Here is a 25,255-nt window from a genome sequence, read left to right on the forward strand (position 1 = left end):
GGCAGCATGTGTGGTGCAAGATGTGATTGTCAATCAAGCCGGGAAATCGGCGACGTCTCGGACCCGCGCTCTCAGAACCTGCCGCGTTGCACGAAAAAAGGCCCGACGCCGCGACGGCACCGGACCTTTCCTCGCGTCGGGATGCGACGCGATTGGAGTTCAGTCTTCCTCGACCGGATAGGTGTTCACCACGGTCCAGTCGGGCTCGACCACGGTGCCGTCCTTGGCGAGGATCGGATCGTAGGCGAGTTCGACGGCATAGAATTCTCCGCCGCCGCAAGCAGCCAGAAGCGTCAGCGGGAGCGCCAGAAGCGCGATACGGGGCAGTCTCATGATAAAATCCTTATCGTTTAGGCAAAGGTTGACCGTCATTCTCACCTGAAAAACCTAGCCAATGAACACAACCGATCAAGAAGATTCACGATTTCGCTGTTGCGCCTTTGTAACGTCGGCCTACCCGACAAGCGCCAGGAACCCGCCTGGCGCGCGCCTGACCCGGCCCTCCAGTTCGAGATCTGTGAGGATCGGTGCGACCTGACCGGCGGGGCGCGCGAGATCCCTCAATAGCTGATCCTCGGTAACAGGAGAGGGGCCAAGCCGGGACAGGATCTGCCGGTGGAGATCCAAGGTGCCGGGATCGAGCTGGGCCGGCTTCATTTGCCGTGGCGCAGACTGCCGTTCCTGCGCGGCGGGCGCTCTCTCGCCGGTCGGCATCGCCGAGATCGCCTCGATCACATCCTCCGGCCCGCGTACCAGGGCCGCGCCGTCCCGGATAAGCATGTTGCATCCCGCGGCCCGCGCATCGAACGGATGGCCCGGAACAGCCAGCACCTCGCGCCCTTGGTCGAGCGCGGTGCGCGCGGTGATCAGGGAGCCCGACTTCGCCGCCGCTTCCACCACGACGACAGCGCGGGCAAGGCCCGAGATGAGGCGGTTGCGCGCGGGAAAGTGCCGCGCCTGCGGCGCCAGCCCCATCGCCTGCTCGCTGATCCGCAAGCCGCCCGCGCTGGGTATGTCCTGCGCGAGTTGGGCGTTCTCCTGCGGGTAAAGCACATCGACGCCGCCGCCCATCACGCCGATCGTGCCGGTTTTCAGCGTCGCCTTGTGGGCCTCCGCATCGATGCCGCGCGCAAGACCGGAGACCATGACGTAGCCCGCCTCGCCCAGCCCCGCGGCAAGCGCGCGCGCCATACGCAGACCAAGCGACGAGGCGTTGCGTGCACCGACCACGGCGATCATCGGACGTGCGAGGCAAGCCGGATCGCCCACCGCCCAGAAAAGCGGCGGTGCGTCGGAAAGATCGCAGAGCGCTTCGGGATACTCGGCCTCGCCCCGGCAGATGAGCCGGGCGCGATGAGTGCGGGCCAGCTTCATTTCAGCGGCGACGATACGTTCGGGGCAGACCTCGTAGCCGGAGACCCCGGCCTTGGCGGCGATCTCGGGCAATGCGCCCAGTGCGGCGCGTGCAGTCCCGTGTTCGGCCATGAGGCGGTAGAAGGTCGCCACCCCGACACGCCGCGAGCGCAAGAGACGGAGCCAGTCGAAACGGTCGTCTTCCGTCCTGGGTGGGAGTAGGGGGTGAGTGGAAGAAGGTGATTCCTCGGCCATTCGCCAACCCCGTCTGCTTGCTGAGCAAGGAGTAGCGCGCCGAGGGTTAAAAGCTGGTTAAGACGCTCAAGATCCCGAGCCGCCGACGGTCAGCCCGCCGATCAGAACGCTCGGCTGACCGACGCCTACGGGCACCCACTGCCCCTGCTTGCCGCAATTGCCCATGCCGGGATCGAGCGCCATGTCGTCGGCCAGCCCGCGAATCTGCTGGAGCGCCGTCGCGCCGTCGCCGATCAGCGTCGCGCCTTTGACCGGCGCGCCGACCTTGCCGTCCTTCACCCGGTAAGCCTCGGTGCAGGAGAAGACGAACTTGCCGCTCGTGATGTCCACCTGTCCGCCGCCGAACCCGGTTGCGTAGACGCCATCCTTCAACTCCGCCACGAGATCGTCTTTCGTAGCCGAGCCGCCGAGCATGTAGGTATTGGTCATCCGTGGCATAGGGATATGCGCGTAGCTCTCGCGTCGGCCGTTGCCGGTAGGCTCCACACCCATGAGCCGCGCATTCTGGCGGTCCTGCATGTAGCCCACCAGGATCCCGTCCTCGATGAGCACGTTCCGCGCCGAAGGCGTGCCCTCGTCGTCGATGGTGATCGAGCCGCGCCTGTCGGGCATCGTGCCGTCGTCGAGCACGGTCACGCCGGGTGCCGCAACTCGCTGACCCATCAGGCCCGCGAAAGCGGAAGAGCCCTTACGATTGAAATCCCCCTCAAGCCCGTGACCGACGGCCTCATGCAGAAGAATACCCGGCCAACCGGGGCCAAGCACGATATCGAAGGTTCCCGCGGGCGCGGCCTCGGCCGAGAGATTGACGAGCGCGATCCGAAGCGCCTCCCGCGCCTTGGCTTCCCAATCCTCGCGCGCGACGAGGCCATCCAGAAGAACACGTCCGCCGCCGCCTGCGGTGCCGCTCTCGCGGCGGCCGTTCTCTTCGACGATCACGGAGACGTTGAGCCGCGTCATGGGCCGCGTGTCGGAGACGAGGCTGCCATCGGCCCTCATGATCGTAACCTCCTGCAGCGACGCCGCGAGGCTCGCGGAGACCTGCACGACACGGGCATCGAGATCCCGCAGGAAGGCGTCGATCTCGCGCAGCGTGTCGAGCTTGGCCGCGAAGGGCAGGCCAGCGATCGGATCGGCATCCGTATAAAGACGGCGATTCGTTTGCACCGGCCCGGGCGACATGACGCCGCCGCCATCGCCCACGGCGAGCCGCGCGGTCTCGCTCGCGCGGCGCAGCGCCGCCTCGGAAATTTCGGTTGAATGGGCGTAGCCGGCCACCTCGCCATTCACCGCGCGCAGGCCAAATCCCTCGGACGCATCGTAATTGGCGGTCTTCACCCGGCCATCGTCGAAGAGCACGCTTTCACTGCGCTTGCGCTCGAAAAACAGCTCTCCGTCCTCGGCCCCGTCGAGCGTGTGGCGCAGAATATCCCGCGCGGTGTCGGCGTCCATGTGGTTTTCGAGGGGGCGAAAAGGCGCGTCGGTCATGAAGGCTCCGGTCGTAAGGTCGGGGACAAGCGGCTGTTTGCCGCAAGGATGCGGCTTTACTCCGTGTGCAAGAATATGGTTTTAACCGGCCTCGAAACAACGGGGGAATCCGTGCGGCGCCCTTCATAGCCGCCTTGCCCTCGACCCGGCCTTACGCGAACGACGACAACCACCAGGTGTTACATGCGACTCAAGACGATGATTGCGGGCATGATCCCGGCATTTCTCTCGGCTCCGGCCTTCGCCCAGAGCGATGAGGTGATCGGCGCTCCCGTCAATGGCGGCATGGGCTTTCAGCCTGCGGCGACGGAACTGGCCCGCGACCTGCAATGGCTCGACGGGATGATCACGGTCATCATCGCAGCCATAACGCTGTTCGTCCTTGGCCTCATGATCTGGTGCATCGTGCGCTACAATCAGCGGTCCAATCCCAAGGCGGCCAGCTTCACCCACAACACACCCGTGGAGATTGCCTGGACGATCGTACCGATCCTGATCCTGGTGTTCATCGGCTCCTTCTCACTGCCGACGCTGTTCAAACAGCAGGAAATCCCGGAAGGCGACGTCGTTATCAAGGCCACGGGTTACCAGTGGTACTGGGGCTATGAATATATCGGCGAGGACTTTTCCTTCGACAGCTACATGATCGGCTCCCCCGCGACCGGCGGTGACAACCGCTACACCGACGAAGTCGAGGCACAGCTGACCGAAGCGGGCTACGAGCCCGAGCATTTCCGCCTCGCCACCGACACTCAGGTGGTCGTGCCCGTGGGCCAGACCATCGTTATGCAGGTGACCGCCGGCGACGTGATCCACTCCTGGACGATTCCGGCCTTCGGCGTGAAGCAGGACGGCGTTCCGGGCCGCCTCGCGGAGTTGTGGTTCACTCCCGAGCAGGAAGGCATCTACTTTGGCCAGTGCTCGGAGCTTTGCGGCATCGCGCATGCCTACATGCCGATCACCGTCAAAGTGGTCAGCGAGGAAGAATACGCCGAATGGCTGACCCAGATGAAAGAGGAATACGCCTCGAACGACGCGCCTCGCGCCGTCGAAGTCGCCTCGGCCGAGTGATTCCCGTACCGGGCGGCCGGATGACGGCCGCCTGCCCTTGCCCAAGCTAACTCCCGTGATGCCTGCATGACCGATGTCAGCCTCCAGACCTTCGACGAGCACGAGCCGCAATTCGGCGATTATTTCGCGCTGCTGAAGCCGCGCGTGATGACGCTTGTCGTGTTCACGGCATTTGTCGGGCTTCTGGCCGCGCCGGTCGCGCTGCACCCCTTCGTCGCCTTCTGCGCGATCCTGTTCATCGCCATCGGGGGCGGCGCGTCGGGGGCGCTCAACATGTGGTGGGACGCGGATATCGACGCGGTGATGCGCCGGACCGCAAAGCGCCCCGTTCCCTCGGGCCGGGTCACGGGCGATGAGGCTCTGGCCATAGGGCTTGCCCTCTCGGCCTTCTCGGTCGTCTTCCTCGGCCTTGCGACCAATTGGTTCGCAGCGGGCCTCCTGGCGTTCACGATCTTCTTCTACGCCGTCATCTACACCATGTGGCTCAAGCGCACGACACCGCAGAACATCGTCATCGGCGGCGCGGCCGGCGCATTCCCTCCGATGATCGGCTGGGCCGCTGCGACCGGCGGCGTGTCCGTCGAAAGCGTCCTGATGTTCGCGCTCATCTTCATGTGGACACCCCCGCATTTCTGGGCGCTCGCGCTCTTCATGCGCTCCGACTACGACGATGCCGGCGTTCCGATGCTGACCGTGACGCATGGCCGCCCGGCAACGCGCCGCCACATCCTTGTCTACACCATTCTCCTGGCGGCTCTTGCGCTCGCGATGGGCCTGACATCTGCCGGCGGTCCGATCTACCTCGCAACGGCACTGGTGCTGAACGCGATGTTCCTGAAGGGCGCGGTCGAGATCTGGCGCCGCGACGAGGTCATGGCCGAGGCGGACAATTACGGCGTCGAGAAGCGCTTCTTCAAGCTCTCGCTTCTCTACCTCTTCGCCCATTTCGGCGCGATCCTCGCCGACCGGGCGCTCGAGGCGCTGGGCTTTGGCTTCGGAGGTCTGATATGAGCCTGATCCGCAAGCACGAAATGCATGAGCGCCGCTTCAGCCGGAACCTTGGCGTCGGCCTGACGCTGACCGCGCTCATCGCGATCATCTTCGGCCTCACGATGGTGAAGGTGACCAACGACGATTTCTCGCTGAGCGGAAGTGGCGTGCCCACGCAGACAGAGGAGGCGAACTGATGGCGATGGACCAAAAGAACAAGACCCTCTTGCAGCTTGTGGGTGTCGTGACCTTCATGGGCGCGATGGCCTGGGCCTCGGTGCCTCTTTACAACTGGTTCTGCGCCGTCACCGGCTATGGCGGCACGACCGGTGTCGCGGAAGCCGGGAGCGACCGTGTTCTCGACCAAGAGATCACCGTGCGCTTCGATGCCAATACCGAGGCGGGCATGGGCTGGGAATTCAAGCCCATGCAGACCGAAATGAAGGTCAAGATCGGCGAAGACGGGCTTGCCTTCTACGAGGCCTACAATCCGACCGACAAACCGATTGCCGGCCAGGCAGGCTACAACGTGGCGCCCTTTATCGCGGGCGGCTTTTTCGAAAAGGTGCAGTGCTTCTGCTTCACCGAGCAGGTCCTGTTGCCCGGCGAGCGGGTCGAGATGCCGGTGAACTTCTTCGTCGATCCCGATATCGCCGAGGACGCGGATGCGAAGCACCTCAAGCACATCACGTTGTCCTACACGTTCTACGAGATCGATATGCCCGAAGAGGTGCAGGCCGAGCTCGATGCCGGTACGGACACCACAACCACAGTCAACTAAGCGGGAGCGAGCGAGGGAACCGAAATGGCGCACGCAAAGAACCACGATTACCACATCCTGTCGCCCTCGATCTGGCCGTTCCTCGGCGCGGTCGCGGGCTTCATCATGCTGTTCGGCGCTGTCCTCTGGATGAAGGACATGGGCCCTTGGGCATTCCTCATCGGCTTCGTCGGCGTGCTGTACGTCATGTTCGGCTGGTGGTCGGACGTCGTCGCCGAAAGCCAAGTCGGCGATCACACGCCGGTCGTGCAGATCGGCCTGCGCTACGGCTTCATCCTCTTCATCATGTCCGAGGTGATGTTCTTCTTCGCCTGGTTCTGGTCCTTCTTCAAACACGCGATGTACCCGATGGGCCCGAACTCGCCCGCCGAGGACGGCGTCTGGCCGCCAGCGGGAATCGAGACCTTCGACCCCTGGCATCTGCCGCTCATCAACACGCTGATCCTGCTCTGCTCCGGTGCGGCGGCGACCTGGGCGCACCATGCCCTCGTGCATGAGAACAACCGCCAGGACATGAAGAACGGCCTCATCCTCGCAGTGGTGCTCGGCCTGATTTTCACGGTGTTCCAGGCTTATGAGTACAGCCACGCGGCCTTCGGCTTCTCTGGCAACATCTATGGCGCGAACTTCTTCATGGCGACGGGCTTTCACGGCGCGCACGTGATCATCGGCACGATCTTCCTGTTCATCTGCCTCCTGCGGCTGATGCGCGGACATTTCACCCAGAACAAGCATGTCGGCTTCGAAGCCGCTGCCTGGTACTGGCACTTCGTCGACGTGGTCTGGCTCTTCCTCTTCGCAGCCGTCTACGTCTGGGGTGGCTGACAACGCCTGCATAGAAACTGGACAACGCCCGCCGGACCTTCGGCGGGCGTTTTTCATTGGAGCGACGCAACCGAACGGCGAGCGATCGCAGACCCTCGGAACCATCATGGACCATGGTCCGAGGGCGGAAATCACCGGCGACACCTGCACGCTGCGACGCCAAGCCATACGCGGGCGGATTGAACCCGGCCGCGTCACCGGCTAGAGCAACGCGGACCAAACCGACCGGAGCCTCGTGCCGCCCGTGAAACGACTTCTCGCCCCGCTGATCTTTGGCCTCGCCGGATGCGCGATCCTGATCGCGCTTGGCGTATGGCAGGTGCAGCGTCTGGCCTGGAAGGAAGGGATCCTCGCCGAGATCGAGGCGAAGATCGACGGCGCAGCCGAGCCCCTTCCCGACGTAGTCTCGCCATCCGAGCAAAGGTACCAGCCCGTCGCCTTGTCAGGCGAGATCGGCGCAGGCGAGTTGCACGTGCTCGTCTCCGTGAAACAGCGCGGTGCGGGCTATCGGATCATTGCGCCCTTCACGACCGATGCGGGACGGCAGATTCTGCTGGATCGGGGCTACGTCGAGAACGAGGCCAAGACGTCCGAGCGGCGGATCGGCGAGACGGAGGTGACCGGCAACCTGCATTGGCCGGACGACCGCACCTCGTCGACGCCTCAGAATGATGTTGAGGGCAATACATGGTTCGCCCGCGATATCGGCCCGATGGCCGAGGCGCTCGGGACAGAGCCCCTCCTCGTGATCGCGCGAAGCGAGACGCCGCCCGCGCCCGGCATCACGCCGCTTCCGGTCTCGACAGAGGGTATTCCGAACAACCATCTGCAATACGCGATCACCTGGTTTTCGCTTGCCGCCATCTGGGCGGTGATGACCGGGCTCTACATCCGCCGCAGCCGTGCGGCCGAGAAAGGCACAGTGACATGAACTACGTCTCGACACGGGGGAAGGCCCCGGTTCTTGGCTTCGAGGAGACGATGCTGTCCGGTCTCGCGCGCGACGGCGGCCTCTACGTGCCCGAGACCGTGCCGCAAATGTCCGCCGGAGACATCCGAGCGTTGCACGGCCTGCCCTATGAAGAGGTCGCCTTCCGCGTGATGCGTCCCTTCGTGGCGGACGCGTTCGACGACGACACGTTCGGAAGCCTCATCGAGAACGCTTATCGCCACTTCGGCCATGTCGCCCGCGCGCCGCTGGTGCAACTCGCCCCGGGGCATTTCCTCGCCGAGCTCTTCCACGGGCCGACGCTCGCCTTCAAGGACTTCGCGATGCAGCTCATCGGGCAGATGTTCGAGGAGGCGCTGAAGCGGCGGGGCGACCGCGTGACCATCGTGGGCGCGACCTCGGGCGATACCGGCTCCGCCGCGATCGAGGCGTTCCGGGGGCTCGATGCGGTCGACGTCTTCATCCTCTATCCGCACGGGCGCGTCTCCGAAGTGCAGCGGCGGCAGATGACGACGCCGGTCGAAGAGAACGTTCACGCCATCGCGCTCGACGGGCATTTCGACGATTGCCAGGCACTTCTGAAGGACATGTTCAACCATTTCGAGTTCCGCGACGAGGTTCGGCTCGCGGGTGTCAATTCGATCAACTGGGGCCGGGTGCTGGCGCAGGTTGTCTACTACTTCTCCTCGGCCGTGGCGCTCGGCGCGCCGGAGCGCCGCGTCAGTTTCACCGTGCCAACCGGCAATTTCGGCGACATTTTCGCAGGCTACATCGCCAAGCGCATGGGCCTGCCGATCGACAAGCTGGTCGTGGCCACGAACCAGAATGACATTCTCGACCGCTGCCTGCGCTCGGGCGCCTACGAGACGGCGGGCGTCGCGCCGTCGATCTCGCCGTCGATGGACATCCAGGTCAGCTCCAACTTCGAGCGCGCGCTCTTCGACGCCTATGGTCGGGACGGCGCGGCGGTGGCGCAGCTCATGGACGAGTTGAAGGCGGGCGGCTTCCATGTGAGCCAGGGCGCGCTGGAAAAGCTGCGCGAGGATTTCACCTCGGGCCGCGCCTCGGAGGAGGAAACGCTCGCGACGATCGCCCGCGCGCACCAGACGATGGGCGAGCTCCTCTGCCCGCACTCGGCGGTGGGCGTGAAGGTCGCCGAAGAACATCTCGACCCCGCGGTGCCGATGGTCACGCTCGCGACAGCGCATCCGGCGAAATTCCCCGACGCGGTCGAGCGGGCGACGGGCATCCGCCCGCCCCTGCCCGAGCGCATGGCCGACCTCTTCGAGCGGCCCGAACGCATGACGCGCGCCGAGAACGACCTTGGCGCCCTCGAAACCCTGATCAAGGATCGCATCCCCCTTTGACCTGCCAGATCACAACGCTCCCCAACGGCTTTCGCATCGTCACCGAACACATGCCGCATCTGAAATCCGCCGCGCTCGGCATCTGGGTCGGCGCGGGCGGGCGACATGAACGCGAGGCCGAGAACGGGATCGCGCATTTCCTCGAGCACATGGCCTTCAAGGGCACGGCCTCGCGCTCAGCCCTGAAGATCGCCGAGGAGATCGAGGATGTGGGCGGCTACATCAACGCTTACACCTCGCGCGAGACCACGGCGTTTTTCGCGGGCGTGCTGGAGCCGGACGTGCCGCTGGCGCTCGATCTTATCGCGGACATCCTGCGCGCCCCCGCCTTCGAGCAACGGGAGATCGAGACCGAGCGCGGCGTGATCCTGCAAGAGATCGGCCAGGTACGCGACACGCCCGACGACATCATCTTCGATTGGCTGCAGGAGACAGCCTATCCCGGCCAGGCCATCGGACGGTCTATCCTCGGCCCCTCTGCCAATGTCTCGCGCTTCGGCAAGGACGACCTCGCGCGCTTTGTCTCGGAGCATTACGGACCCGACCGGCTGATCCTCTCGGCGGCGGGCGCGGTCAATCACGACGCGCTCGTGCGACAGGCGGAGAAGCTGTTCGGCGATCTTGCCCCGCGTGATGCCCGCGATGCCGATCCTGCCCGCTTCGGGGGCGGCGAGATCCGCGAGAGCCGCCAGCTCGAACAGGCGCATTTCGCGCTCGCCTTCGAAAGTCCGGGCTACCGCGATCCCGCGTTCTACGCGGCGCAGATCTATTCGACCGCGCTTGGCGGCGGCATGTCCTCGCGCCTTTTCCAGGAAGCGCGGGAGCGGCGCGGTCTCTGCTACACGATCTTCGCCAATTCGGGCGCCTACGCCGATACGGGCACGACCACGATCTATGCGGGCACCTCGGGCGAGGAGCTGGACGGACTGGCGCGGCTGACCATCGACGAGATGAAGCGCGCCGCCTCGGATCTGCGCCCCGAGGAGATCGACCGGGCCCGCGCTCAGTTGAAAGCCGGGCTCCTGATGGGCCTCGAATCGGCGTCAGCGCGGGCGGAGCGGCATGCCCGCATGATCCAGATCTGGGGCCGCGTGCCCGAGATCGAGAGAACCATCGCGCGCATCGACGCGGTTACGCTCGAAGATGTCCGCACCTTCGCCGAAGACCTCGCGACCAAGGCACCGGCGGCGATGGCGCTTTATGGCCCCGTGGACAGCGCGCCGACGCTCGAGGCACTGAACGAGGCCCGCGCCGCCTGATGCTGACCCGCCGCAGGAAATTGCGCATCGAGACCGAGCGGCTGACCCTGCGCCCGCCGGTTCATGGCGATTTCAGCGCCTGGTCGGCGCTCCGGCAGGACAGCCGCGATTTCCTTGTGCCGTGGGAGCCGACCTGGGCGTCGGATCATCTGACGCGGCGGGCCTTCACCAACCGCGTCTACTGGGCCAACCGCTCGATCTCGGGCGGCACGGCGGTGCCGCTCTTTCTCATACGCCGCGAGGACCAGATGCTGATGGGCGCGCTGACCCTCGACAATATCCGCCGCGGACCGGCGCAGTCGGGCACGTTCGGCTACTGGACCGGGCAGCCCTTCGCGCGGCAGGGCTACATGCAGGAAGCGATCGAGGCGATGGTCCATTACGCCTTCGGCAAGCTGGATCTATCACGGCTCGAAGCCGCGTGCCTGCCAGAGAACGTCGCCTCGCGCGGCCTTCTGGAGCGGTCAGGCTTCAAATACGAGGGCGTCGCGCAGAGCTATCTGCAGATCAACGGCCGCTGGCGCACCCATGTGCTTTATGCGAGCCTCAGGAGCGATCGGCGCGGACGCACCCAGGTCGGGTAGCATCGCGCGATCGGCCAGGGCCGAGTGGGGTCGCTGCCCCCACACCCCCGCGGTATTTCCGCCAACCCAAATCAGGAGCGCGGCGCCTCGCGCGGACGTGAAGCGCGGGGGCGCGAAGGCTTGGTAGCCTGACCCCAAAGGGAGGTTTCTCATGCCGCGCGGTCTCATTGCTCTTCTGGCGCTTGTCCTGCTCGGAGCGCTGCCCCAGGCGGGCGCCGCGCAGGATCGGCGTGCCTCGCATTGCATCGCCATCGCCGATGCCGCGCCCGAGATGAAATACCTGCACAAGGCATCCTGGCAGGAGCCCGTGGCGGAATATTCCGTGCGGATCCACTACATCGCCCATGCCTCCTTCCTGATCCAGACGCGCGGCGGACTTGATGTCGTCACCGACTACACGGGCTTCATCGGCAATACGGATCTCATTCCGGATGTCGTGACGATGAATCATGCCCATGACACCCATTGGACGGCGAACCCCGATCCCGCGATCGGGCACGTCCTGCAAGGTTGGGGCGAGGAATTCGGCGCGGGTATCGACCATCACGTCGATCTCGGCGAGATGCTGGTGCGGAACGTCTCGACCGATATCCGCTCGCAATTCGGCGGGCGCGAGGACAACGGCAATTCGATTTTCGTCTTCGAGGTCGAGGGGCTTTGCATCGGCCATCTGGGGCATCTGCACCACGAGCCGAACGAGGCGCAATACGCCGCGCTCGGGCGGCTCGATGTCGTCATGGTGCCTGTGGATGGCGGCTATACGATGGCGCGCACCAACATGATCAACGTGCTGGACCGGCTGAAGAGCCGCGTCATCATCCCGATGCACTGGTTCAGCGGCCTGGCACTCGAGAATTTCATCGAGGAGATCCGCGAGGACGTCATTGTCGAGCGGCTCGGCGTGCCGAGTCTGGAGATCTCGCTTGCCACGCTGCCCGAGCGACCGACGGTGATGGTGCTCGATCCCGAATGGCTGACCGATCCGCGCTGATGACCCCTTTCGCTGGACGGGACAGGCAGGCTAAGCCTGAGGCGTAGCGCTGCAGGACGACCCATGCCCCTGAATTCCATCGACGAGACGTTTCTTGATCGCCTCACGGCTCACTTGCCCGAGGATACGATCCGGCCCGCCGAGGCCCGCTTTGCCGAAGAGCCGCGCGGACGCTGGAAGGGCGCGGCGCGCCATGTCGCCCTGCCCCGGAGCGCCGAGGAGGTCGCGATCATCGTGCGGCACGCCGCAGAGGCGCAGGTGCCGCTTGTTCCCTATGGTGGCGGCACTGGGCTCGTAGGCGGCCAGATCGCCCCCGAGGGCGGCACCGAGCCGTTGCTCATCAGCCTCGAGCGTATGAACCGCATCCGCAGTCTCCACCCGCGCGAGAACGTCGCGATCGTAGAAGCGGGCGCGATCCTTCAGGATGTGCAGGACGCGGCGCGGGCGGCGGATCGCCTGTTTCCGCTCTCGCTTGCTTCGGAGGGATCGGCACGGATCGGCGGGCTGCTGGCGACCAATGCCGGCGGTGTGAACGTCCTGCGCTACGGCAATGCGCGCGATCTCTGCCTCGGGCTCGAAGCTGTGCTGCCGTCGGGTGAGATCTGGCACGGGCTGCGGCGGCTTCGGAAGGACAATACCGGCTACGATCTGCGCAATCTGTTGGTCGGCGCGGAAGGCACGCTTGGAATCATTACCGCGGCGTCGCTCAAACTGTCGCCGATCCCGGCAGGCACGGGCACGGCGCTGCTGGCCGTCGCCTCGCCGGCTGCGGCGCTCGATCTTCTGGCACTGGCGCGGAGCCGCCTTGGCGACGGTGTCTCCGCCTTCGAGCTGATGAGCCGGGCCGGTTACGACTTTCTGTCCGAGGTGATTCCCGAGCTGCGCCAGCCCTTCGAGACGCCGCCGGACTGGAGCGTTCTGATCGAGGTCGGTCTGCCCGAGGGCCTCGATCCTGCGGAGGCGCTCGAAGCTGTCTTTGCCGAGGCGTTCGAGGAGGGCCTCGTCCGTGACGGGCTGATCGCGCAATCGCAGGCGCAGGCCGATGATTTCTGGCAGATCCGCGAGCGCATCCCCGAGGCGAACCGGAAGATCGGCGCGGTGTCCTCGCACGACATCTCCGTGCCCATCTCCGCGATCCCGGATTTCATTCCCGAGGGCATCGCGCGGCTTGCGCGTATCGACAGCTTCCGCGTGAATTGCTTCGGCCATCTGGGCGACGGCAACCTGCACTACAACGTCTTTCCCATGCCGGGCCGCAGCCGGGCCGATCACGACCATCAGCGGAGCGAGATCAAGCGCGTGATCCACGATCTGGTGCATGAGATGGAGGGGTCGATCAGCGCCGAACACGGGATCGGGCGGCTGAAGGTCAATGATCTCGAACGCTACCAGGATCCCGCGAAGATGGCGGCGATGCGCGCGATCAAGGCGGCGCTCGATCCGCTTGGCATCATGAATCCGGGCGCGATCCTCAGGGAGAGACGTTGAACACGCAGCCATCCGACAGAAGCATCGGCGGCGTCTTGCAAAGCGCACGCGCTACCTCGAACGCCGCGAGGACCTTGGGCACGTAATCGCGCGTCTCCGCGAAATCGGGCACGCCACCGGCATCGGCAATGGCGGTCTCGCCGGCATTGTAGCCTGCAAGGACCAGGATCGGATCGCCCTGGTAGGCGCGCATCAGCGCGTCGAGGAAGGCGATACCGCCCTTGATGTTCTGATCGGGATCGAAGCTGTCCTCGACATCGAACATCTCGGCGGTCTTGGGCATCAGCTGCATGAGCCCTTCGGCCCCGGTTCGGCTGACGGCGTCGGGCTTGCCGCCCGATTCCACCGACATCACCGCAAGCGCGAGCGCGGGAGAGACGTCGGTGCCGACCGAGTGTCGCAGAAGGTGCGTCCCGTAGCGGGCGGCCAGGTCCTGAACATGCTGCATGCGCGGCGCAGGCACGCGTCCGGTCTCTGGCGCGGACTTGAGCACGGCGAGCGAGGGTTCGAGCCGTCCCGGCCCCGTGGCCGACGCACGATCCGGTGCGATCTCGTCCCAGAACCACGCGAAGCGAGCGGAAGGGGTCTTGGGCGCAATCGCTGCCGATGTCTCGATCACCTCGGGGGCGTCCTCGTCGCTCGGCGCTTTCTCCGGCGGTGGCAGAACGGCCGGGTTCGCCCGAGGGGCGATCTGGACGGTCACACGGCGCGACTCCCCGGGCTTCGGCGGCTTCACGAAGCGCGCGGAAAAATCCGTGGAGGATGTCTGTGCATGAAGCGGCATCGCGATCGCAAGGGCCGCGAGCACGCTCAGGGCGCGAAATGGGTGCATGCTGCTCTGTCTGCCTCTGGTCTTCTTTTGCAGGAAGTCTCGCATATTCCGCGCCGCGGCCCAATACGGCGGGCCCAAACCGGGCGAAATTGACAGATTGGCGTGGCTTTCAGTCCAGAAAAACACTGGTTCCAAACTTTGTTTCATTTAAAATCAGATATTTATGTGGAATAGAGAAGTTTTCTAAAGGTTAACGGAAATCGATCCATTGCGGTCAAAATCGTGCCCCAATCAGACAGCTATATGTGTTCATACCGAGACGGACACGGGATGGATGAGAGACCCCCGACACGGACCGGAACGGTGGAAAAGAGCAAACTTGAACCCTACGGAGACGAACATGTTTAACTTCATCAAGAACTTCCGCAACGACGAAGACGGCGCAGTCACGGTTGACTGGGTTGTGCTCACCGCAGCCGTTGTCGGCCTCGCGATCGCAGCTTACGGCACCATCTCGACCAACGCTCAGGGCCTGATTGGTGCCGCGGCGAGCGAAGTCGCGACCGAGCAAACCAACCTCGAAGCAATCCGCTAACGCGAATCAGCTTTGACAGTCGTGGGAAGGCCGCTCGGCCTTCCCGCATACCTTCGGCCAGAACAGGCGTCGGCCCGGGTGGGGTCAGTACAGAAAACACATGCCCCATCATACTGGAACGGCTTCTGCGCATGACGCGCGAGCGCCCCATTGATGCGAGTAGTGTGACATGATCTGTCAATTCAAGAGTTTTGTCCGAGAGGAAACCGGCGCCGTTACCGTCGACTGGGTCGTCCTCACGGCGGCCGCTGTCGGGCTTGCCATCGCAGCTTTCACTGTGATCGGCACTCAGAGCCGGGCTTTGGCGACGACCACAGCAAATGTGATTCAAGATCGCGCGGACGACTGATCCGTAAATCGACACAAGCGCGCCCGGCCTTATCGCCAGACGCGCCTAAACCCTTTCGGAGGCCAAGCAGATGCGACTGATTTTCGGACTGGTGCTGATTGCAGGAATCGGCCTGGCAGGCTTTGCCGTTTACCTCGCACAAAGTTACATCGGCGCGTATGAAAGCGCACTCCAGAAGGAACGCGCAAAACAGGCCGAAGTGATCGAAACGCAGCCGATCTTCGTCTCTGCCGCCCAATTGTCATACGGTCAGCGGATCACCGAAGACGACGTGAAGCTGGTCGACTGGCCGAAAAACGCTCTCCCCGAAGATTATTTCGACGAGGAAACGCCGCTTTTCGGTGAAGACGGTCTGACCCGCGTCGTGCTGCGCCAGATCGAGGCGAACGAGCCTTTCATGGCTGCAAAAGTGTCAGAGCCCGGCGGCGATGCCGGCATCACCTCGCGCCTTGGCCGGGGCATGCGCGCCTTCGCGATCCGTGTCGACGTGGCCTCGGGCGTCTCGGGCTTTCTGCGCCCCGGCGACCGCGTGGATGTCTACTGGACCGGCCGCATCAGCAGCAACGATCCGTCCCTGCCGAGCGGCGATGTGACCAAGCTGATCCAGACAGGCATCGAGCTGATCGCAATCGACCAATCGGCGAATGCGGACAGTGCGGACAATGCCACCATCGCGCGGACTGTCACGGTGCAGGCGACTCCACAGCAGGTCGCGGCGCTCGCGCAGGCGCAATCCACCGGCGATCTGTCGCTGTCGCTGATGGCGTCGAACGATGACACCATCGCCGAAGCGATCGAAGTCGATCAGCGCTCGCTCCTCGGCCTCGAGAAGGCAGAAGCGCCGTCAATCAAGAAAGCGCGCGAGGTCTGCACGATCAAGACGCGGAAGGGCTCCGAAGTCGTCGAGATCCCTATCCCGTGCACAAACTGACCTGATTTCAGATGGTTACGAAGGGCGCCCCTGCAGGCGCCCTTTCTCGTTCGAACATCGCTTCGGACAGCATGTTGCGGCATATCCACATGAACGCTGACCGCAAAGCCATTGATTCTTGCAAAAAAATGAAAACTCTCGCAGGCTTCCGCCAACACTGGGCAGAAGACCCGGGCAAAGAGGCGTGATCGGAAAGGCAGGTCACATGAAAGTCGAAGGTTTTTTGCGGGCGGCCCTCTTGGGTATCGTCCTTGGCAGCGCACCTGCCCTGACCCCGCAGGCCGATGCGGAAACGTTGCGGGTGGTGCGCGGCAGCACCAGTGCGCCCTTGTCCGTGGCGATGAACCGCGCGGTCGTGGTCGAAAGCGACATTGCTTTCGCGGAACTCTCGATCGCAAACCCGGCCATCGCCGATATCTCCTCGCTTTCGGACCGCACGATCTATGTTCTGGGCAAGGCGCCCGGCACGACGACGCTCTCGATGTTCGATGCCGAAGGACGCCTGATCACCAATGTCGACGTGCGCGTCGCGGCGGACGTGTCGGAATTCAAGGAACGTCTGCGGCAGATCCTGCCCGGCGAGCCCATCGAGGTTCGCACCGCGAATGACGGCGTGGTCATGTCCGGCACGGTCGGATCGATCCAGGCGCTCGATCGCGCGCTGAGCCTCGCCGAACGCTATGCGCCGGGTCGCGTGTCGAACCTCATGCAGGTTGGCGGCGTGCAGCAGGTCATGCTGAAAGTGCGTTTTGCGGAAATGCAGCGCTCGGTCTCGAAGGCCCTGCGCTCCTCGGTCGGGATCGCAGGCCAGCTCTTCGGCGACGAGGTCGGACTTGTGAGCGAGACCGGCAGCTTCCTCGACGGCGACAATTCGATCAGCGGGGCACAGATCAGCCCGGACACCGAAGGCGGCGCGCTGATCGGCTTCGATGCGGGCGGTCTCGAGGTGGGCATCCTTCTCGAGGCGCTCGAGTCGAAGGGCATGGTCCGGATGCTGGCCGAGCCGAACCTCACCGCGCTGTCGGGCCAGGAGGCATCCTTCCTCGCGGGTGGCGAATACCCCGTTCCGGTCGGTGGCGGGGACGGCCAAATCACCATTGAATTCAAACCTTTCGGCATTCAGCTCGACTTCGTCCCGCGTGTCGTTGACGGCGATTTGATCAATCTAGAATTGTCGACCGAGGTCTCCTCCATCGACAGCACATCGGGGATCGACCTCGAATTCGTGCGTGTCGACGGCTTCTCGACCCGCAGTGCGAAGACGACGGTTGAGCTGCGCGACGGCGAGAGCTTCGCCATCGCGGGCCTTCTGCAGGACGATTTCCGCGACTCGAGCAGCCAGCTTCCCTGGATCGGTGATGTGCCGGTGCTGGGCTCGCTGTTCCGCAGCGTCGACTACACACGCGAGCAATCCGAGCTTGTCATCATTGTCACCCCGCACCTCGTCACGCCGACGCGCGGCGAGGCCCTCGCCTTGCCGACCGACCGGGTGCGTCCGCCCTCAGAGCGCGATCTCTTCCTCTTCGGCAAGACCCAAGCCGGGCAGCGCCCCGCACGCGGCGCGGCCGGAGACGTGGCGACGCAGGATTTCAACGGCTCCTACGGCTACGTGATGGATTGAGGCGATGGTGATGCGAGGCTTTCCCAACCGACATAAACGACGCGCGGCGGCCTGTGCTCTTCTGGCCTCGGCCAGTATCCTGACCGCCTGTGCACGGGAAGCCGGCACCTCCCCCAACGCCACCTATTTCCACCGTGAGGCCGGCTCCGTTCTCGGAACCGGGGATTTCGGCGCCGCGACGAAGAACAATGTCGCCGTCATGTCCGGCGAGAAGCGTTACACCTTCGACCTGGCCAACCGTTTCGCCTCCGAAGTGATGACGACGGTCAACTTCGCCTTCAATTCGTCTGTTCTCGACGAGGGCGCACGCGACACGCTCCGCGAACAGGCCGCGTGGATTCGTCAGTTCCCCGAACTGAGCTTCCGGGTCTACGGCCATACCGATCTCGTCGGGAACGATGCCTACAACAAGCGCCTTGGCCTCGCGCGGGCGCAGGCGGTCGTGCATTTCCTTGCGAGCCAGGGCGTGAATCTCGGCCGGCTCGAAGCGGTGGTGTCCTACGGCGAAACGCAGCCTCTGATCGTCACCCAGGGACGCGAACGCCGCAATCGGCGCACCGTGACCGAGGTGTCAGGTTTCGTTCAGAGCCATCAGAACGTTCTCGATGGCAAATACGCCCAGATCGTCTACCGCGAATACGTGAACTCCGCGTCGCCCTCGTCCAGTTTAGGCGGCGGAGGCGGTGATGGCGGGCTCGGAGCGGGCGGCGGCGGAGAGTAAAAACACCGTCAGCGAATACCGTACAATTACGGTTTTTTCGTCCAAATGTTGCCGCCTTTGGTTGCGACTTTCCCAATGTACCGAAGTGAGTATCCGGGGCTGAACGCCCTGCGGTTCTGGTGTCGGCACAGGGGGCGCATCCTTGGTAATTTTGCGTCGCCTGTCCGACCTACGACAGGCAAAGGACGCAACGCAGATGAGCACAGGGACACACGGCGAGGCAGAAGTCGCTCCGATCCGGGCCTGCACCATCAGCAGGGACGTGCAAATCTTCGATCTCCTCATCGAAGACATGGAAACCATGCTTGGTGAAGCATGGGGAGACCTCGGCTTTGCCGAGGCGCTGGCGTTTCTCGGCCAACCCGACGCGCAGAGTCTCGATTTCGTTGCGCTTGCCATCGATGAAACCGACGAGGAAGACATCGATCAGCTCCTGTCGATCATCGCCACCGCCAAGGCCAGGCGGATCAAGGTCGTTCTCATCGCCGAAGACGTCTCGCCCGCGGCATTGCACCGGCTGTTGAAAAGCGGCGCGGACGAGTTCGTCCCCTACCCGCTCCCCGAGGGTGAACTGGCCGCGGCCGTCGAAAGACTGCATCACGCGCCTGCGCCGCCAGTCGCCGATGCATCGTCCGAGCGCGTGAAGCTGGAAACCGGGTGCGACGGGGTGCTCATCGCAGTGCAGGGACTTGCCGGCGGGGTCGGATCGACAACGTTCGCGGTAAATCTCGCCTGGGAACTCGCGAGCCTCGGCTCCGAGAAGAAGAAAAAGGACAAAACGCCGGTCGCACCGCGCGTCTGCCTGATCGATCTCGGCCTGCAATTCGGGTCAGTTGCGACCTATCTCGACCTTCCGCGCAAGGAAACGGTGGTGGAATTCCTCGCCGACATGAGCGCCATCGACCAAGACACCTTCGCGCAGGCACTGCAAAGCTATGACGGGCGTCTCGATGTCTTCACCGCGCCGTCCGACCTGTTGCCGCTCGACATGATCTCGCAGGAAGATGTGACCAAGCTCCTCGATCTGGCGCGGGAGCATTACGATTACGTCGTTGTCGACATGCCGAACGCCGTGACGATGTGGACGGAGACGGTCCTCAACGCGGCGCAAGTCTATTTCGCGCTGACCGAGCTCGACATGCGGTCGGCCCAGAACACCCTGCGCCTGAAGCGCGCGCTGCAATCGGAGGAACTGCCCTTCGAGAAGATGCGCTTCGTGCTGAATCGCGCTCCGAAATTCACTGATCTGCAAGGCAAGGCGCGCGCGAAGCGGATGTCCGAAAGCCTCGAGATCTCGCTCGACCTGCATCTGCCCGATGGCGGCAGGCAGGTTCTCAATTGCTGCGATCACGGGGTTCCGCTGGGCTTGCAGGCTGCCAAGAACCCACTCCGCCGCGAAATCGCGAAGGTCGCCCAATCGCTTCACGCGATCGGCCAGACCGACGCAGAAGCTGCCTGAGGTCTGACCCGACATGTTCTCACGCTACAAGAAGCCCGACCCCAAATCCGCACAGGCCGAGGCCGTCGCAGCCCCGAGGGTGGACGCCGAGGCCACGTCGCGGCCAAGCGTCGCCATGCGCAAGCCGTCCAAGCGGCCGGCCGAAGCCGTGGCGTCCGACAAGGACAAGAAGCGCAAGGAACGGCTCAGCGACATCAAGCTGGAGCTACACCGCGCGCTGCTCGACAACCTCAACCTCGCGGCGCTCGACCAGGCCACGGAAGCCGACCTGCGCGCAGAGATCCAGGCGATTACCACCGAAAGCCTGCAGGAACGCTCCATCGTTCTGAACCGCGAGGAACGCCAGCAGCTCAACCAGGAACTTTATGACGAAGTGAAGGGCCTCGGCCCGCTTCAGACGCTCCTGAACGACGACTCGGTGTCGGATATCCTGGTGAACGGCCCGCAGCAGATCTTTATCGAACGCAACGGCAAGCTGCAGCTCTCGGACGTGACTTTCAAGGATGAGCGGCACCTGATGCGGATCATCGACAAGATCGTCTCGGCCGTGGGACGTCGCGTCGATGAATCGAACCCATATGTCGACGCGCGCCTTCAGGACGGCTCGCGTTTCAACGCGATGGTCCCGCCTATCGCCATCGACGGCTCCCTCGTCTCGATCCGTAAGTTCAAGAAGGACAAGCTCGGCATCGACGACCTGGTGCGGTTCGGCGCCTTTTCCGAAGAGATGGCCGTCTACTTGCAGGCCGCTGTCGCAACGCGCCTCAACGTGATCGTCTCGGGCGGCACCGGTTCGGGCAAGACCACGACCCTGAACGCGCTCTCGTCCTTCATCGATGACAGTGAGCGCATCCTGACGATCGAGGATACCGCCGAACTTCAGCTCCAGCAAAGCCATGTCGGCCGGATGGAAAGCCGCCCGCCCAACGTCGAGGGCAAGGGCGCGGTGACGCCGCGCGACTGCCTCAAGAACGCGCTGCGGATGCGCCCCGACCGCATCATCGTCGGCGAGACGCGTGGCGAAGAAGTCATCGACATGCTTCAGGCCATGAATACCGGCCATGACGGCTCGATGACCACGATCCACGCCAACTCTGCGCGCGATGGCGTGGCACGTCTCGAGAACATGATCGCGATGGCCGGGATCGAGATGCCGCTCAAGGCCATGCGCAGCCAGATTTCCTCGGCTGTGAACCTCATTGTGCAGGCCTCGCGCCTTCAGGACGGCTCACGCCGGATGACCTCGATCACCGAGGTGACCGGGATGGAAGGCGAAGTGATCTCCATGCAGGAGATCTTCCGCTTCCAGCGCGTGGGCCTCACGCCCGAGAACAAGATCATCGGCCATTTCACTGCGACCGGTGTCCGCAGCCATTTCTCGGAGCGCTTCAAGATGTGGGGCTACGATCTGCCGCCCTCGATCTACGAGCCCTTCAGACCGGAGTAAGGTCCTATGCTGAACGTCGAATTCATCATCTATGGCGCGATTTTCCTCGGCGTGGTGATCCTCGTCGAGGGCGTCTATCTCGTCGCCTTCGGCAAATCGATCCGCCTGAACAGCCGGGTCAATCGCCGGCTGCAAATGCTCGACAAGGGCCAGCGGCGCGAAGAGGTGCTCGCCAAGCTCCGCAAGGAGATGGACCAGCACATGGAAGGGGCGGGCATCCCGCTCTACTCGATGCTGGCCGACCGCGCACAGAAAGCGGCCATCGCCTTCACGCCCAACCAGCTCATCCTCTTGATGGTCGGCGTGACGATCGCAGCCTTTCTCGGACTTTCCGCGATGACGGAGACCGGCCTGCCGGTGCGGATCGTGCTCGCCGTCGGTTTCGGCGTCGGCGGTGTGTTCTTCTGGATCAACTCCAAGGCCAAGAAGCGCCTCGCCATGATCGAAGAGCAGCTTCCCGACGCGGTCGAACTGATGGTACGCAGCCTGCGCGTGGGGCACCCTTTCTCCTCGGCGATCTCCATCGTATCCAAAGAGATCCAGGATCCGCTGGCGACGGAGTTCGGCATCATCGCGGACGAATCGGCCTATGGCCGGGAGATCGGCGAAGCGCTCAAGCACATGGCGGAACGACTCGATATGCAGGATTTGCGCTTCCTCGCGGTCGCGGTGACGATCCAGCAGCAATCGGGCGGCAACCTTGCGGAGATCCTCGAAGGTCTTGCCAAGGTGATCCGCGCACGGTTCCGGCTCTTCCGGCGCGTCAAGGCGATCACCGCCGAGGCGCAATGGTCGGGCAAGTTCCTGTCGGGCTTCCCTGTCATGGCGCTGATCTTCATCCAGGTCACCAAACCCGACTACTACGACCCGGTCATCGACCACCCGCTCTTCATTCCGGCATGTTTCGCAGTGGCGATTTTCCTCGTCTTGAACCTCTTCGTCATGCGGATGCTCGTGAACATCAAGGTCTGAGGCACAGCCAATGGAACTCTTCGAAAGCCTGAACGCGCGCGCCACCGACCTGCTCGGCCCCGCGGCACCGCTGTTCATCGTGGCGGGCCTCGGCCTTTTGCTCCTGCTCATCGCGATCCCGCTGATGCTGTCGCAAAAGCCGGACCCGATGGAAAAGCTCAAGCAGCAGGGCACGCGAAAGACAGAGAACAACGCCAAGGCGGTCCTGCGGGAGCGGGCGAAGAACGACAAGCTCAACCGATACGCACAGTTCCTTGAGCCGCAGAACGAGAAAGAGCTCGGGACGGTCCGGCTGAAGCTGATGCAGGCGGGCTATGCTTCCAAGGAAGCGGTCCGGTACTACTATTTCCTGCAAGCCGCGCTCGGCCTTCTGGGTCTCGGCCTCGGCACGCTCTACTACTCGCTGGCTCTTGGCGACGACAAGACCACGACGGACATGCTGCTCTACGTGCTGGGCCCCGGCGCGGCGGGCTACTACTTCCCGAAATACTGGGTCACGCGCCGCGCCGAAGAGCGCAAGCAGCAGATCCAGGACGGCTTTCCTGACGCGCTCGACATGATGCTGGTCTGCGTCGAGGCCGGCCAGTCGATGGACCAGTCCATCATCCGCATCGCCAAGGAACTGCGCCCGTCTTTCCCCTTCCTCGCCGAGGAGTTCCAGATCGTGAGCCACGAGATGAAGGCGGGCAAGGACAAGGCCGCGGTGCTGTCGGACATGTCGGAGCGCTGCGACGTGCAGGACATCTCCTCTTTCGTAACGGTTTTGAACCAGTCGGCCACCTTCGGCACCTCGATCGCCGATGCGCTGCGCGTCTACGCCTCCGAGATGCGTGACAAGCGCGTGATGCGCGCAGAGGAGAAGGCAAACAAGTTGCCTACGAAGATGACTTTGACCACAATGATGCTGACGGTGCCGCCGCTCCTCATCATTCTCGTGGGGCCTTCCGTGGTGGGCATCATGAACCTAGGGAACTGATCCATGCGACTTCCCCGCCGGGGAACGCCGATACTTCTGATCCTTTTCATGGCCGCCTGTTCATCGGGCGGCCAAACGCTGCCGGAGGGTCAGCTTTTCGCACCCGATATCGACCCGCGCGGGGAGGCTGTCGATGGACTTCTGGTCGGGCACCGCCTGATGGACAGCGGCGAGCCGGAGCTTGCACTCGAAGTCTATATCCGCGCCGCAGCCGAGCGCGGCCTGACGATCGAGGTGCTCTCGGCCCTCGGTGCCGCCAATCTGGAACTGGGCCGCCTCAACCAGGCCGAAGACCTTCTGCGCGAAGCGGTGAAGCTCGACGGTGCCGCGCCGGAGGTCTGGAACAACCTCGGCGTCGTGCTCATGGAACTGGGCGAGACCGCGGAGGCGTCCGAAGTCTTCCGCAGGGCTTACGCACTCGATAATGGCCAGAATGACTCAATTCGCGACAATCTGCGCTTGGCGCTCGCAAAAATCGAAAATCCGTTTTATGCTGAGGCCAATGAAGAAGAATTTGAGCTCGTGCGACGGGGACAGGGCGATTATCTGATCACCGCGTCCGAGCCTTGAGGCAGAAGCAGGACAAGGACGCAGCAAATGCGCCAATTCCCCCAGGCTATCCTCTGCATTGCAGGGGCCGTCGCGCTGTCCGCATGCGATGCGGATGAAGGTCAGCGCGTCGACCGGAACTTCCAGGGCGTCAATGCCATCGACGGCACCGGGCTGAACGACGTCATGCTGACGGTGGCCGACCCCAACGAGTCGGTCGATTACTTTCGCCGCGCGCTGAAAAGCGACCCCGACAATATCGAGCATCGCCGCGGTCTCGCGAAATCCCTCGTCCGCGCCAAGCGTGCCTCCGAGGCGGTCGCCGCCTGGCAGCGCGTGGTCGCCCACGAAGAGGTCACCAATGCCGACCGGGTCGAACTTGCCGACGCGATGATCCGCACCGGCGACTGGGACCGCGCCGAGGCGACGCTCAACGAGATCCCGCCCACCTACGAGACGTTCGAGCGCTACAAGCTCGAGGCGATGGTCGCCGACGTCAACCAGGAGTGGCAGAAGGCCGACAGCTTCTACGAGATCGCGCTCGGTCTGACCACCAAACCCGCCAGCGTCATGAACAATTGGGGCTATTCCAAGCTGACGCGCGGCGAGTACCGGGATGCCGAACGGCTGTTCTCCGATGCTCTCCGTCAGGACACGACCCTTTTCACCGCCAAGAACAACCTGATGTTGGCCCGCGCGGCGCAAGGCGACTATACTATCCCCGCTATCCCGATGAGCCAGATCGAACGCGCGGAGCTCCTGCACACGCTCGCGCTCGCTGCGATCAAGAAAGGCGAGATCGAGACCGGCAAATCGCTTCTGCGAGACGCGATAGAGACCCATCCGCAGCATTTCGAGGCCGCATCGTCGAGTCTCGAGGCGCTCGAACGCGGCTGACGACCGGGACAACGGCTCATGGATATTCTCTCGAGCGCCGCGTGGTGGTTTCTGCCCTTCGCGCTGCCGATCTGTCTTTATGTCTGCTATACGGACCTGTCGCGGATGAAGATCACGAACGTGGCCGTCCTCGCGCTCGCACTGGTCTTCGCGCTGGTCGGGCTCATCGCCCTGCCCTTCGAGAGCTACCTCTGGCGCTACACGCATCTTCTGTCGGTGCTTGCGGCGGGTATCGCGCTCAATGCAGCCGGGGCGCTCGGCGCGGGAGATGCGAAATTCGCAGCGGCCGCCGCGCCCTTCATCCATATCGGCGATTTGCAGATCGTGCTGGCCATCTTCGCGGTGATGATGCTTGCCGCGTTTGTCGCCCACAGGATCGCGCGGGCGACAGCGCTGCGCCGCCTGGCCCCTCACTGGGAGAGCTGGTCCTCCGGGTCGCGCTTCCCGATGGGGCTCGCCCTCGGGCCGACGCTCGCGGTCTATCTCGGTCTCGGCGCGCTCTACGGCGCGTGAGCCCGGACCTCAAAACTCCAAGAGGCGGCCCAACACTCGCCACAAATCTCTG

The 25,255-nt window shown here is 63.9% G+C and carries 27 protein-coding genes; 23 read left to right on the top strand and 4 right to left on the bottom strand.

Annotation, left to right across the window (positions count from 1 at the left end; translation table 11 throughout):
* Positions 1–159: 159 nt before the first annotated feature.
* The 3 genes from FIU91_RS19475 to tldD all read right to left on the bottom strand — a co-directional run bounded on the left by FIU91_RS19475 (position 160) and on the right by tldD (position 3,096).
* Positions 160–333, bottom strand: coding sequence for a hypothetical protein (locus FIU91_RS19475; protein WP_172975016.1), 174 nt, complete (start codon positions 331–333; stop codon positions 160–162).
* Positions 334–453: 120 nt separating this feature from the next.
* Positions 454–1,608, bottom strand: a complete 1,155-nt coding sequence (gene dprA, locus FIU91_RS14265) for a DNA-processing protein DprA (RefSeq protein ID WP_152462974.1) — start codon at positions 1,606–1,608, stop codon at positions 454–456.
* Positions 1,609–1,674: 66 nt separating this feature from the next.
* Positions 1,675–3,096 carry a metalloprotease TldD gene (gene tldD / locus FIU91_RS14270; RefSeq protein ID WP_152462975.1) on the bottom strand — a complete coding sequence of 474 codons (1,422 nt, stop codon included), beginning with the start codon at positions 3,094–3,096 and terminating at the stop codon, positions 1,675–1,677.
* Between the two features lie 183 nt (positions 3,097–3,279).
* On the opposite strand from tldD, the gene coxB reads away from it, so the two are divergent.
* From coxB to FIU91_RS14325, 11 genes are all read left to right on the top strand, one after another.
* Positions 3,280–4,167, top strand: coding sequence for a cytochrome c oxidase subunit II (gene coxB, locus FIU91_RS14275; RefSeq protein ID WP_152462976.1), 888 nt, complete (start codon positions 3,280–3,282; stop codon positions 4,165–4,167).
* Between the two features lie 66 nt (positions 4,168–4,233).
* The gene (gene cyoE, locus FIU91_RS14280; RefSeq protein WP_152462977.1) at positions 4,234–5,178 is read left to right on the top strand and encodes a heme o synthase; all 945 of its coding nucleotides are present in this window, start codon (positions 4,234–4,236) and stop codon (positions 5,176–5,178) included.
* Positions 5,175–5,354 carry a hypothetical protein gene (locus FIU91_RS14285; protein ID WP_093009513.1) on the top strand — a complete coding sequence of 60 codons (180 nt, stop codon included), beginning with the start codon at positions 5,175–5,177 and terminating at the stop codon, positions 5,352–5,354. Before cyoE ends, FIU91_RS14285 begins: the two co-directional genes overlap by 4 nt.
* Positions 5,354–5,938, top strand: coding sequence for a cytochrome c oxidase assembly protein (locus FIU91_RS14290; RefSeq protein WP_152462978.1), 585 nt, complete (start codon positions 5,354–5,356; stop codon positions 5,936–5,938). The genes FIU91_RS14285 and FIU91_RS14290 overlap by 1 nt, the downstream gene beginning before the upstream one ends.
* Positions 5,939–5,962: 24 nt before the next feature.
* Positions 5,963–6,763, top strand: coding sequence for a cytochrome c oxidase subunit 3 (locus tag FIU91_RS14295; protein WP_093009515.1), 801 nt, complete (start codon positions 5,963–5,965; stop codon positions 6,761–6,763).
* 244 nt (positions 6,764–7,007) lie between these two features.
* Positions 7,008–7,694, top strand: coding sequence for an SURF1 family protein (locus tag FIU91_RS14300; RefSeq protein WP_152462979.1), 687 nt, complete (start codon positions 7,008–7,010; stop codon positions 7,692–7,694).
* Entirely contained in the window at positions 7,691–9,079 is a 1,389-nt protein-coding gene (thrC, locus tag FIU91_RS14305) for a threonine synthase (RefSeq protein ID WP_152462980.1), read from the top strand. Before FIU91_RS14300 ends, thrC begins: the two co-directional genes overlap by 4 nt.
* Positions 9,076–10,338 (top strand): pitrilysin family protein, encoded by a 1,263-nt coding sequence (locus FIU91_RS14310; RefSeq protein WP_152462981.1) that lies wholly within the window; start codon positions 9,076–9,078, stop codon positions 10,336–10,338. The genes thrC and FIU91_RS14310 overlap by 4 nt, the downstream gene beginning before the upstream one ends.
* Positions 10,338–10,922 (top strand): GNAT family N-acetyltransferase, encoded by a 585-nt coding sequence (locus FIU91_RS14315; RefSeq protein WP_093009518.1) that lies wholly within the window; start codon positions 10,338–10,340, stop codon positions 10,920–10,922. The genes FIU91_RS14310 and FIU91_RS14315 overlap by 1 nt, the downstream gene beginning before the upstream one ends.
* 151 nt (positions 10,923–11,073) lie before the next feature.
* Positions 11,074–11,913, top strand: a complete 840-nt coding sequence (locus FIU91_RS14320; RefSeq protein WP_152462982.1) for an MBL fold metallo-hydrolase — start codon at positions 11,074–11,076, stop codon at positions 11,911–11,913.
* Between the two features lie 63 nt (positions 11,914–11,976).
* Positions 11,977–13,401 carry an FAD-binding oxidoreductase gene (locus FIU91_RS14325; protein WP_152462983.1) on the top strand — a complete coding sequence of 475 codons (1,425 nt, stop codon included), beginning with the start codon at positions 11,977–11,979 and terminating at the stop codon, positions 13,399–13,401.
* Here the strand turns inward: FIU91_RS14325 and FIU91_RS14330 are convergent.
* Entirely contained in the window at positions 13,385–14,233 is an 849-nt protein-coding gene (locus tag FIU91_RS14330) for a lytic transglycosylase domain-containing protein (RefSeq protein ID WP_152462984.1), read from the bottom strand. The genes FIU91_RS14325 and FIU91_RS14330 overlap by 17 nt on opposite strands.
* Before the next feature lie 340 nt (positions 14,234–14,573).
* On the opposite strand from FIU91_RS14330, the gene FIU91_RS14335 reads away from it, so the two are divergent.
* The 12 genes from FIU91_RS14335 (at position 14,574) to FIU91_RS14390 (ending at position 25,203) form a co-directional block, all read left to right on the top strand.
* Positions 14,574–14,768, top strand: coding sequence for a Flp family type IVb pilin (locus FIU91_RS14335; RefSeq protein WP_152462985.1), 195 nt, complete (start codon positions 14,574–14,576; stop codon positions 14,766–14,768).
* A 169-nt stretch (positions 14,769–14,937) separates the two neighbouring features.
* Positions 14,938–15,117: a hypothetical protein gene (locus FIU91_RS14340; RefSeq protein WP_152462986.1), complete on the top strand. Its 180-nt coding sequence runs from the start codon at positions 14,938–14,940 to the stop codon at positions 15,115–15,117.
* A 70-nt stretch (positions 15,118–15,187) separates the two neighbouring features.
* On the top strand, positions 15,188–16,048 hold the full coding sequence (gene cpaB, locus FIU91_RS14345; protein ID WP_152462987.1) for a Flp pilus assembly protein CpaB: 861 nt from the start codon (positions 15,188–15,190) through the stop codon (positions 16,046–16,048).
* A gap of 205 nt (positions 16,049–16,253) precedes the next feature.
* Positions 16,254–17,669, top strand: coding sequence for a type II and III secretion system protein family protein (locus FIU91_RS14350; RefSeq protein ID WP_172975017.1), 1,416 nt, complete (start codon positions 16,254–16,256; stop codon positions 17,667–17,669).
* Positions 17,670–17,679: 10 nt separating this feature from the next.
* Positions 17,680–18,390, top strand: a complete 711-nt coding sequence (locus tag FIU91_RS14355; RefSeq protein ID WP_172975018.1) for an OmpA family protein — start codon at positions 17,680–17,682, stop codon at positions 18,388–18,390.
* Between the two features lie 196 nt (positions 18,391–18,586).
* Positions 18,587–19,849: an AAA family ATPase gene (locus tag FIU91_RS14360; RefSeq protein WP_152462989.1), complete on the top strand. Its 1,263-nt coding sequence runs from the start codon at positions 18,587–18,589 to the stop codon at positions 19,847–19,849.
* A 13-nt stretch (positions 19,850–19,862) separates the two neighbouring features.
* Positions 19,863–21,296, top strand: a complete 1,434-nt coding sequence (locus FIU91_RS14365; protein ID WP_152462990.1) for a CpaF family protein — start codon at positions 19,863–19,865, stop codon at positions 21,294–21,296.
* Positions 21,297–21,302: 6 nt separating this feature from the next.
* Positions 21,303–22,268, top strand: a complete 966-nt coding sequence (locus tag FIU91_RS14370; protein ID WP_093009528.1) for a type II secretion system F family protein — start codon at positions 21,303–21,305, stop codon at positions 22,266–22,268.
* Between the two features lie 10 nt (positions 22,269–22,278).
* Positions 22,279–23,244: a type II secretion system F family protein gene (locus tag FIU91_RS14375; protein ID WP_093009529.1), complete on the top strand. Its 966-nt coding sequence runs from the start codon at positions 22,279–22,281 to the stop codon at positions 23,242–23,244.
* A gap of 3 nt (positions 23,245–23,247) precedes the next feature.
* Positions 23,248–23,814, top strand: a complete 567-nt coding sequence (locus tag FIU91_RS14380) for a tetratricopeptide repeat protein (protein ID WP_152462991.1) — start codon at positions 23,248–23,250, stop codon at positions 23,812–23,814.
* A 27-nt stretch (positions 23,815–23,841) separates the two neighbouring features.
* Positions 23,842–24,690 carry a lipopolysaccharide assembly protein LapB gene (locus FIU91_RS14385; protein WP_093009531.1) on the top strand — a complete coding sequence of 283 codons (849 nt, stop codon included), beginning with the start codon at positions 23,842–23,844 and terminating at the stop codon, positions 24,688–24,690.
* A gap of 18 nt (positions 24,691–24,708) precedes the next feature.
* Positions 24,709–25,203, top strand: coding sequence for a prepilin peptidase (locus FIU91_RS14390; RefSeq protein WP_152462992.1), 495 nt, complete (start codon positions 24,709–24,711; stop codon positions 25,201–25,203).
* The last annotated feature ends 52 nt before the right edge of the window (positions 25,204–25,255 follow it).

Source organism: Roseivivax sp. THAF30 (genome assembly GCF_009363575.1).
Lineage (GTDB): Bacteria > Pseudomonadota > Alphaproteobacteria > Rhodobacterales > Rhodobacteraceae > Roseivivax > Roseivivax halotolerans.

What these genes read in the sequence shown, in the direction of transcription:
- FIU91_RS14350 (WP_172975017.1), top strand. Translation starts at nt 16,254, where the DNA reads ATGAAAGTCGAAGGTTTTTTGCGGGCGGCCCTCTTGGGTATCGTCCTT.
- thrC (WP_152462980.1), top strand. Translation starts at nt 7,691, where the DNA reads ATGAACTACGTCTCGACACGGGGGAAGGCCCCGGTTCTTGGCTTCGAG.
- dprA (WP_152462974.1), bottom strand. Translation starts at nt 1,608, where the DNA reads ATGGCCGAGGAATCACCTTCTTCCACTCACCCCCTACTCCCACCCAGG.
- FIU91_RS14335 (WP_152462985.1), top strand. Translation starts at nt 14,574, where the DNA reads ATGTTTAACTTCATCAAGAACTTCCGCAACGACGAAGACGGCGCAGTC.
- FIU91_RS14380 (WP_152462991.1), top strand. Translation starts at nt 23,248, where the DNA reads ATGCGACTTCCCCGCCGGGGAACGCCGATACTTCTGATCCTTTTCATG.
- FIU91_RS14375 (WP_093009529.1), top strand. Translation starts at nt 22,279, where the DNA reads ATGGAACTCTTCGAAAGCCTGAACGCGCGCGCCACCGACCTGCTCGGC.
- FIU91_RS14315 (WP_093009518.1), top strand. Translation starts at nt 10,338, where the DNA reads ATGCTGACCCGCCGCAGGAAATTGCGCATCGAGACCGAGCGGCTGACC.
- FIU91_RS14330 (WP_152462984.1), bottom strand. Translation starts at nt 14,233, where the DNA reads ATGCACCCATTTCGCGCCCTGAGCGTGCTCGCGGCCCTTGCGATCGCG.
- cpaB (WP_152462987.1), top strand. Translation starts at nt 15,188, where the DNA reads ATGCGACTGATTTTCGGACTGGTGCTGATTGCAGGAATCGGCCTGGCA.
- FIU91_RS19475 (WP_172975016.1), bottom strand. Translation starts at nt 333, where the DNA reads ATGAGACTGCCCCGTATCGCGCTTCTGGCGCTCCCGCTGACGCTTCTG.
- FIU91_RS14320 (WP_152462982.1), top strand. Translation starts at nt 11,074, where the DNA reads ATGCCGCGCGGTCTCATTGCTCTTCTGGCGCTTGTCCTGCTCGGAGCG.
- FIU91_RS14385 (WP_093009531.1), top strand. Translation starts at nt 23,842, where the DNA reads ATGCGCCAATTCCCCCAGGCTATCCTCTGCATTGCAGGGGCCGTCGCG.
- tldD (WP_152462975.1), bottom strand. Translation starts at nt 3,096, where the DNA reads ATGACCGACGCGCCTTTTCGCCCCCTCGAAAACCACATGGACGCCGAC.
- FIU91_RS14325 (WP_152462983.1), top strand. Translation starts at nt 11,977, where the DNA reads ATGCCCCTGAATTCCATCGACGAGACGTTTCTTGATCGCCTCACGGCT.
- FIU91_RS14295 (WP_093009515.1), top strand. Translation starts at nt 5,963, where the DNA reads ATGGCGCACGCAAAGAACCACGATTACCACATCCTGTCGCCCTCGATC.
- FIU91_RS14355 (WP_172975018.1), top strand. Translation starts at nt 17,680, where the DNA reads ATGCGAGGCTTTCCCAACCGACATAAACGACGCGCGGCGGCCTGTGCT.
- FIU91_RS14390 (WP_152462992.1), top strand. Translation starts at nt 24,709, where the DNA reads ATGGATATTCTCTCGAGCGCCGCGTGGTGGTTTCTGCCCTTCGCGCTG.
- coxB (WP_152462976.1), top strand. Translation starts at nt 3,280, where the DNA reads ATGCGACTCAAGACGATGATTGCGGGCATGATCCCGGCATTTCTCTCG.
- cyoE (WP_152462977.1), top strand. Translation starts at nt 4,234, where the DNA reads ATGACCGATGTCAGCCTCCAGACCTTCGACGAGCACGAGCCGCAATTC.
- FIU91_RS14370 (WP_093009528.1), top strand. Translation starts at nt 21,303, where the DNA reads ATGCTGAACGTCGAATTCATCATCTATGGCGCGATTTTCCTCGGCGTG.
- FIU91_RS14360 (WP_152462989.1), top strand. Translation starts at nt 18,587, where the DNA reads ATGAGCACAGGGACACACGGCGAGGCAGAAGTCGCTCCGATCCGGGCC.
- FIU91_RS14340 (WP_152462986.1), top strand. Translation starts at nt 14,938, where the DNA reads ATGATCTGTCAATTCAAGAGTTTTGTCCGAGAGGAAACCGGCGCCGTT.
- FIU91_RS14290 (WP_152462978.1), top strand. Translation starts at nt 5,354, where the DNA reads ATGGCGATGGACCAAAAGAACAAGACCCTCTTGCAGCTTGTGGGTGTC.
- FIU91_RS14285 (WP_093009513.1), top strand. Translation starts at nt 5,175, where the DNA reads ATGAGCCTGATCCGCAAGCACGAAATGCATGAGCGCCGCTTCAGCCGG.
- FIU91_RS14365 (WP_152462990.1), top strand. Translation starts at nt 19,863, where the DNA reads ATGTTCTCACGCTACAAGAAGCCCGACCCCAAATCCGCACAGGCCGAG.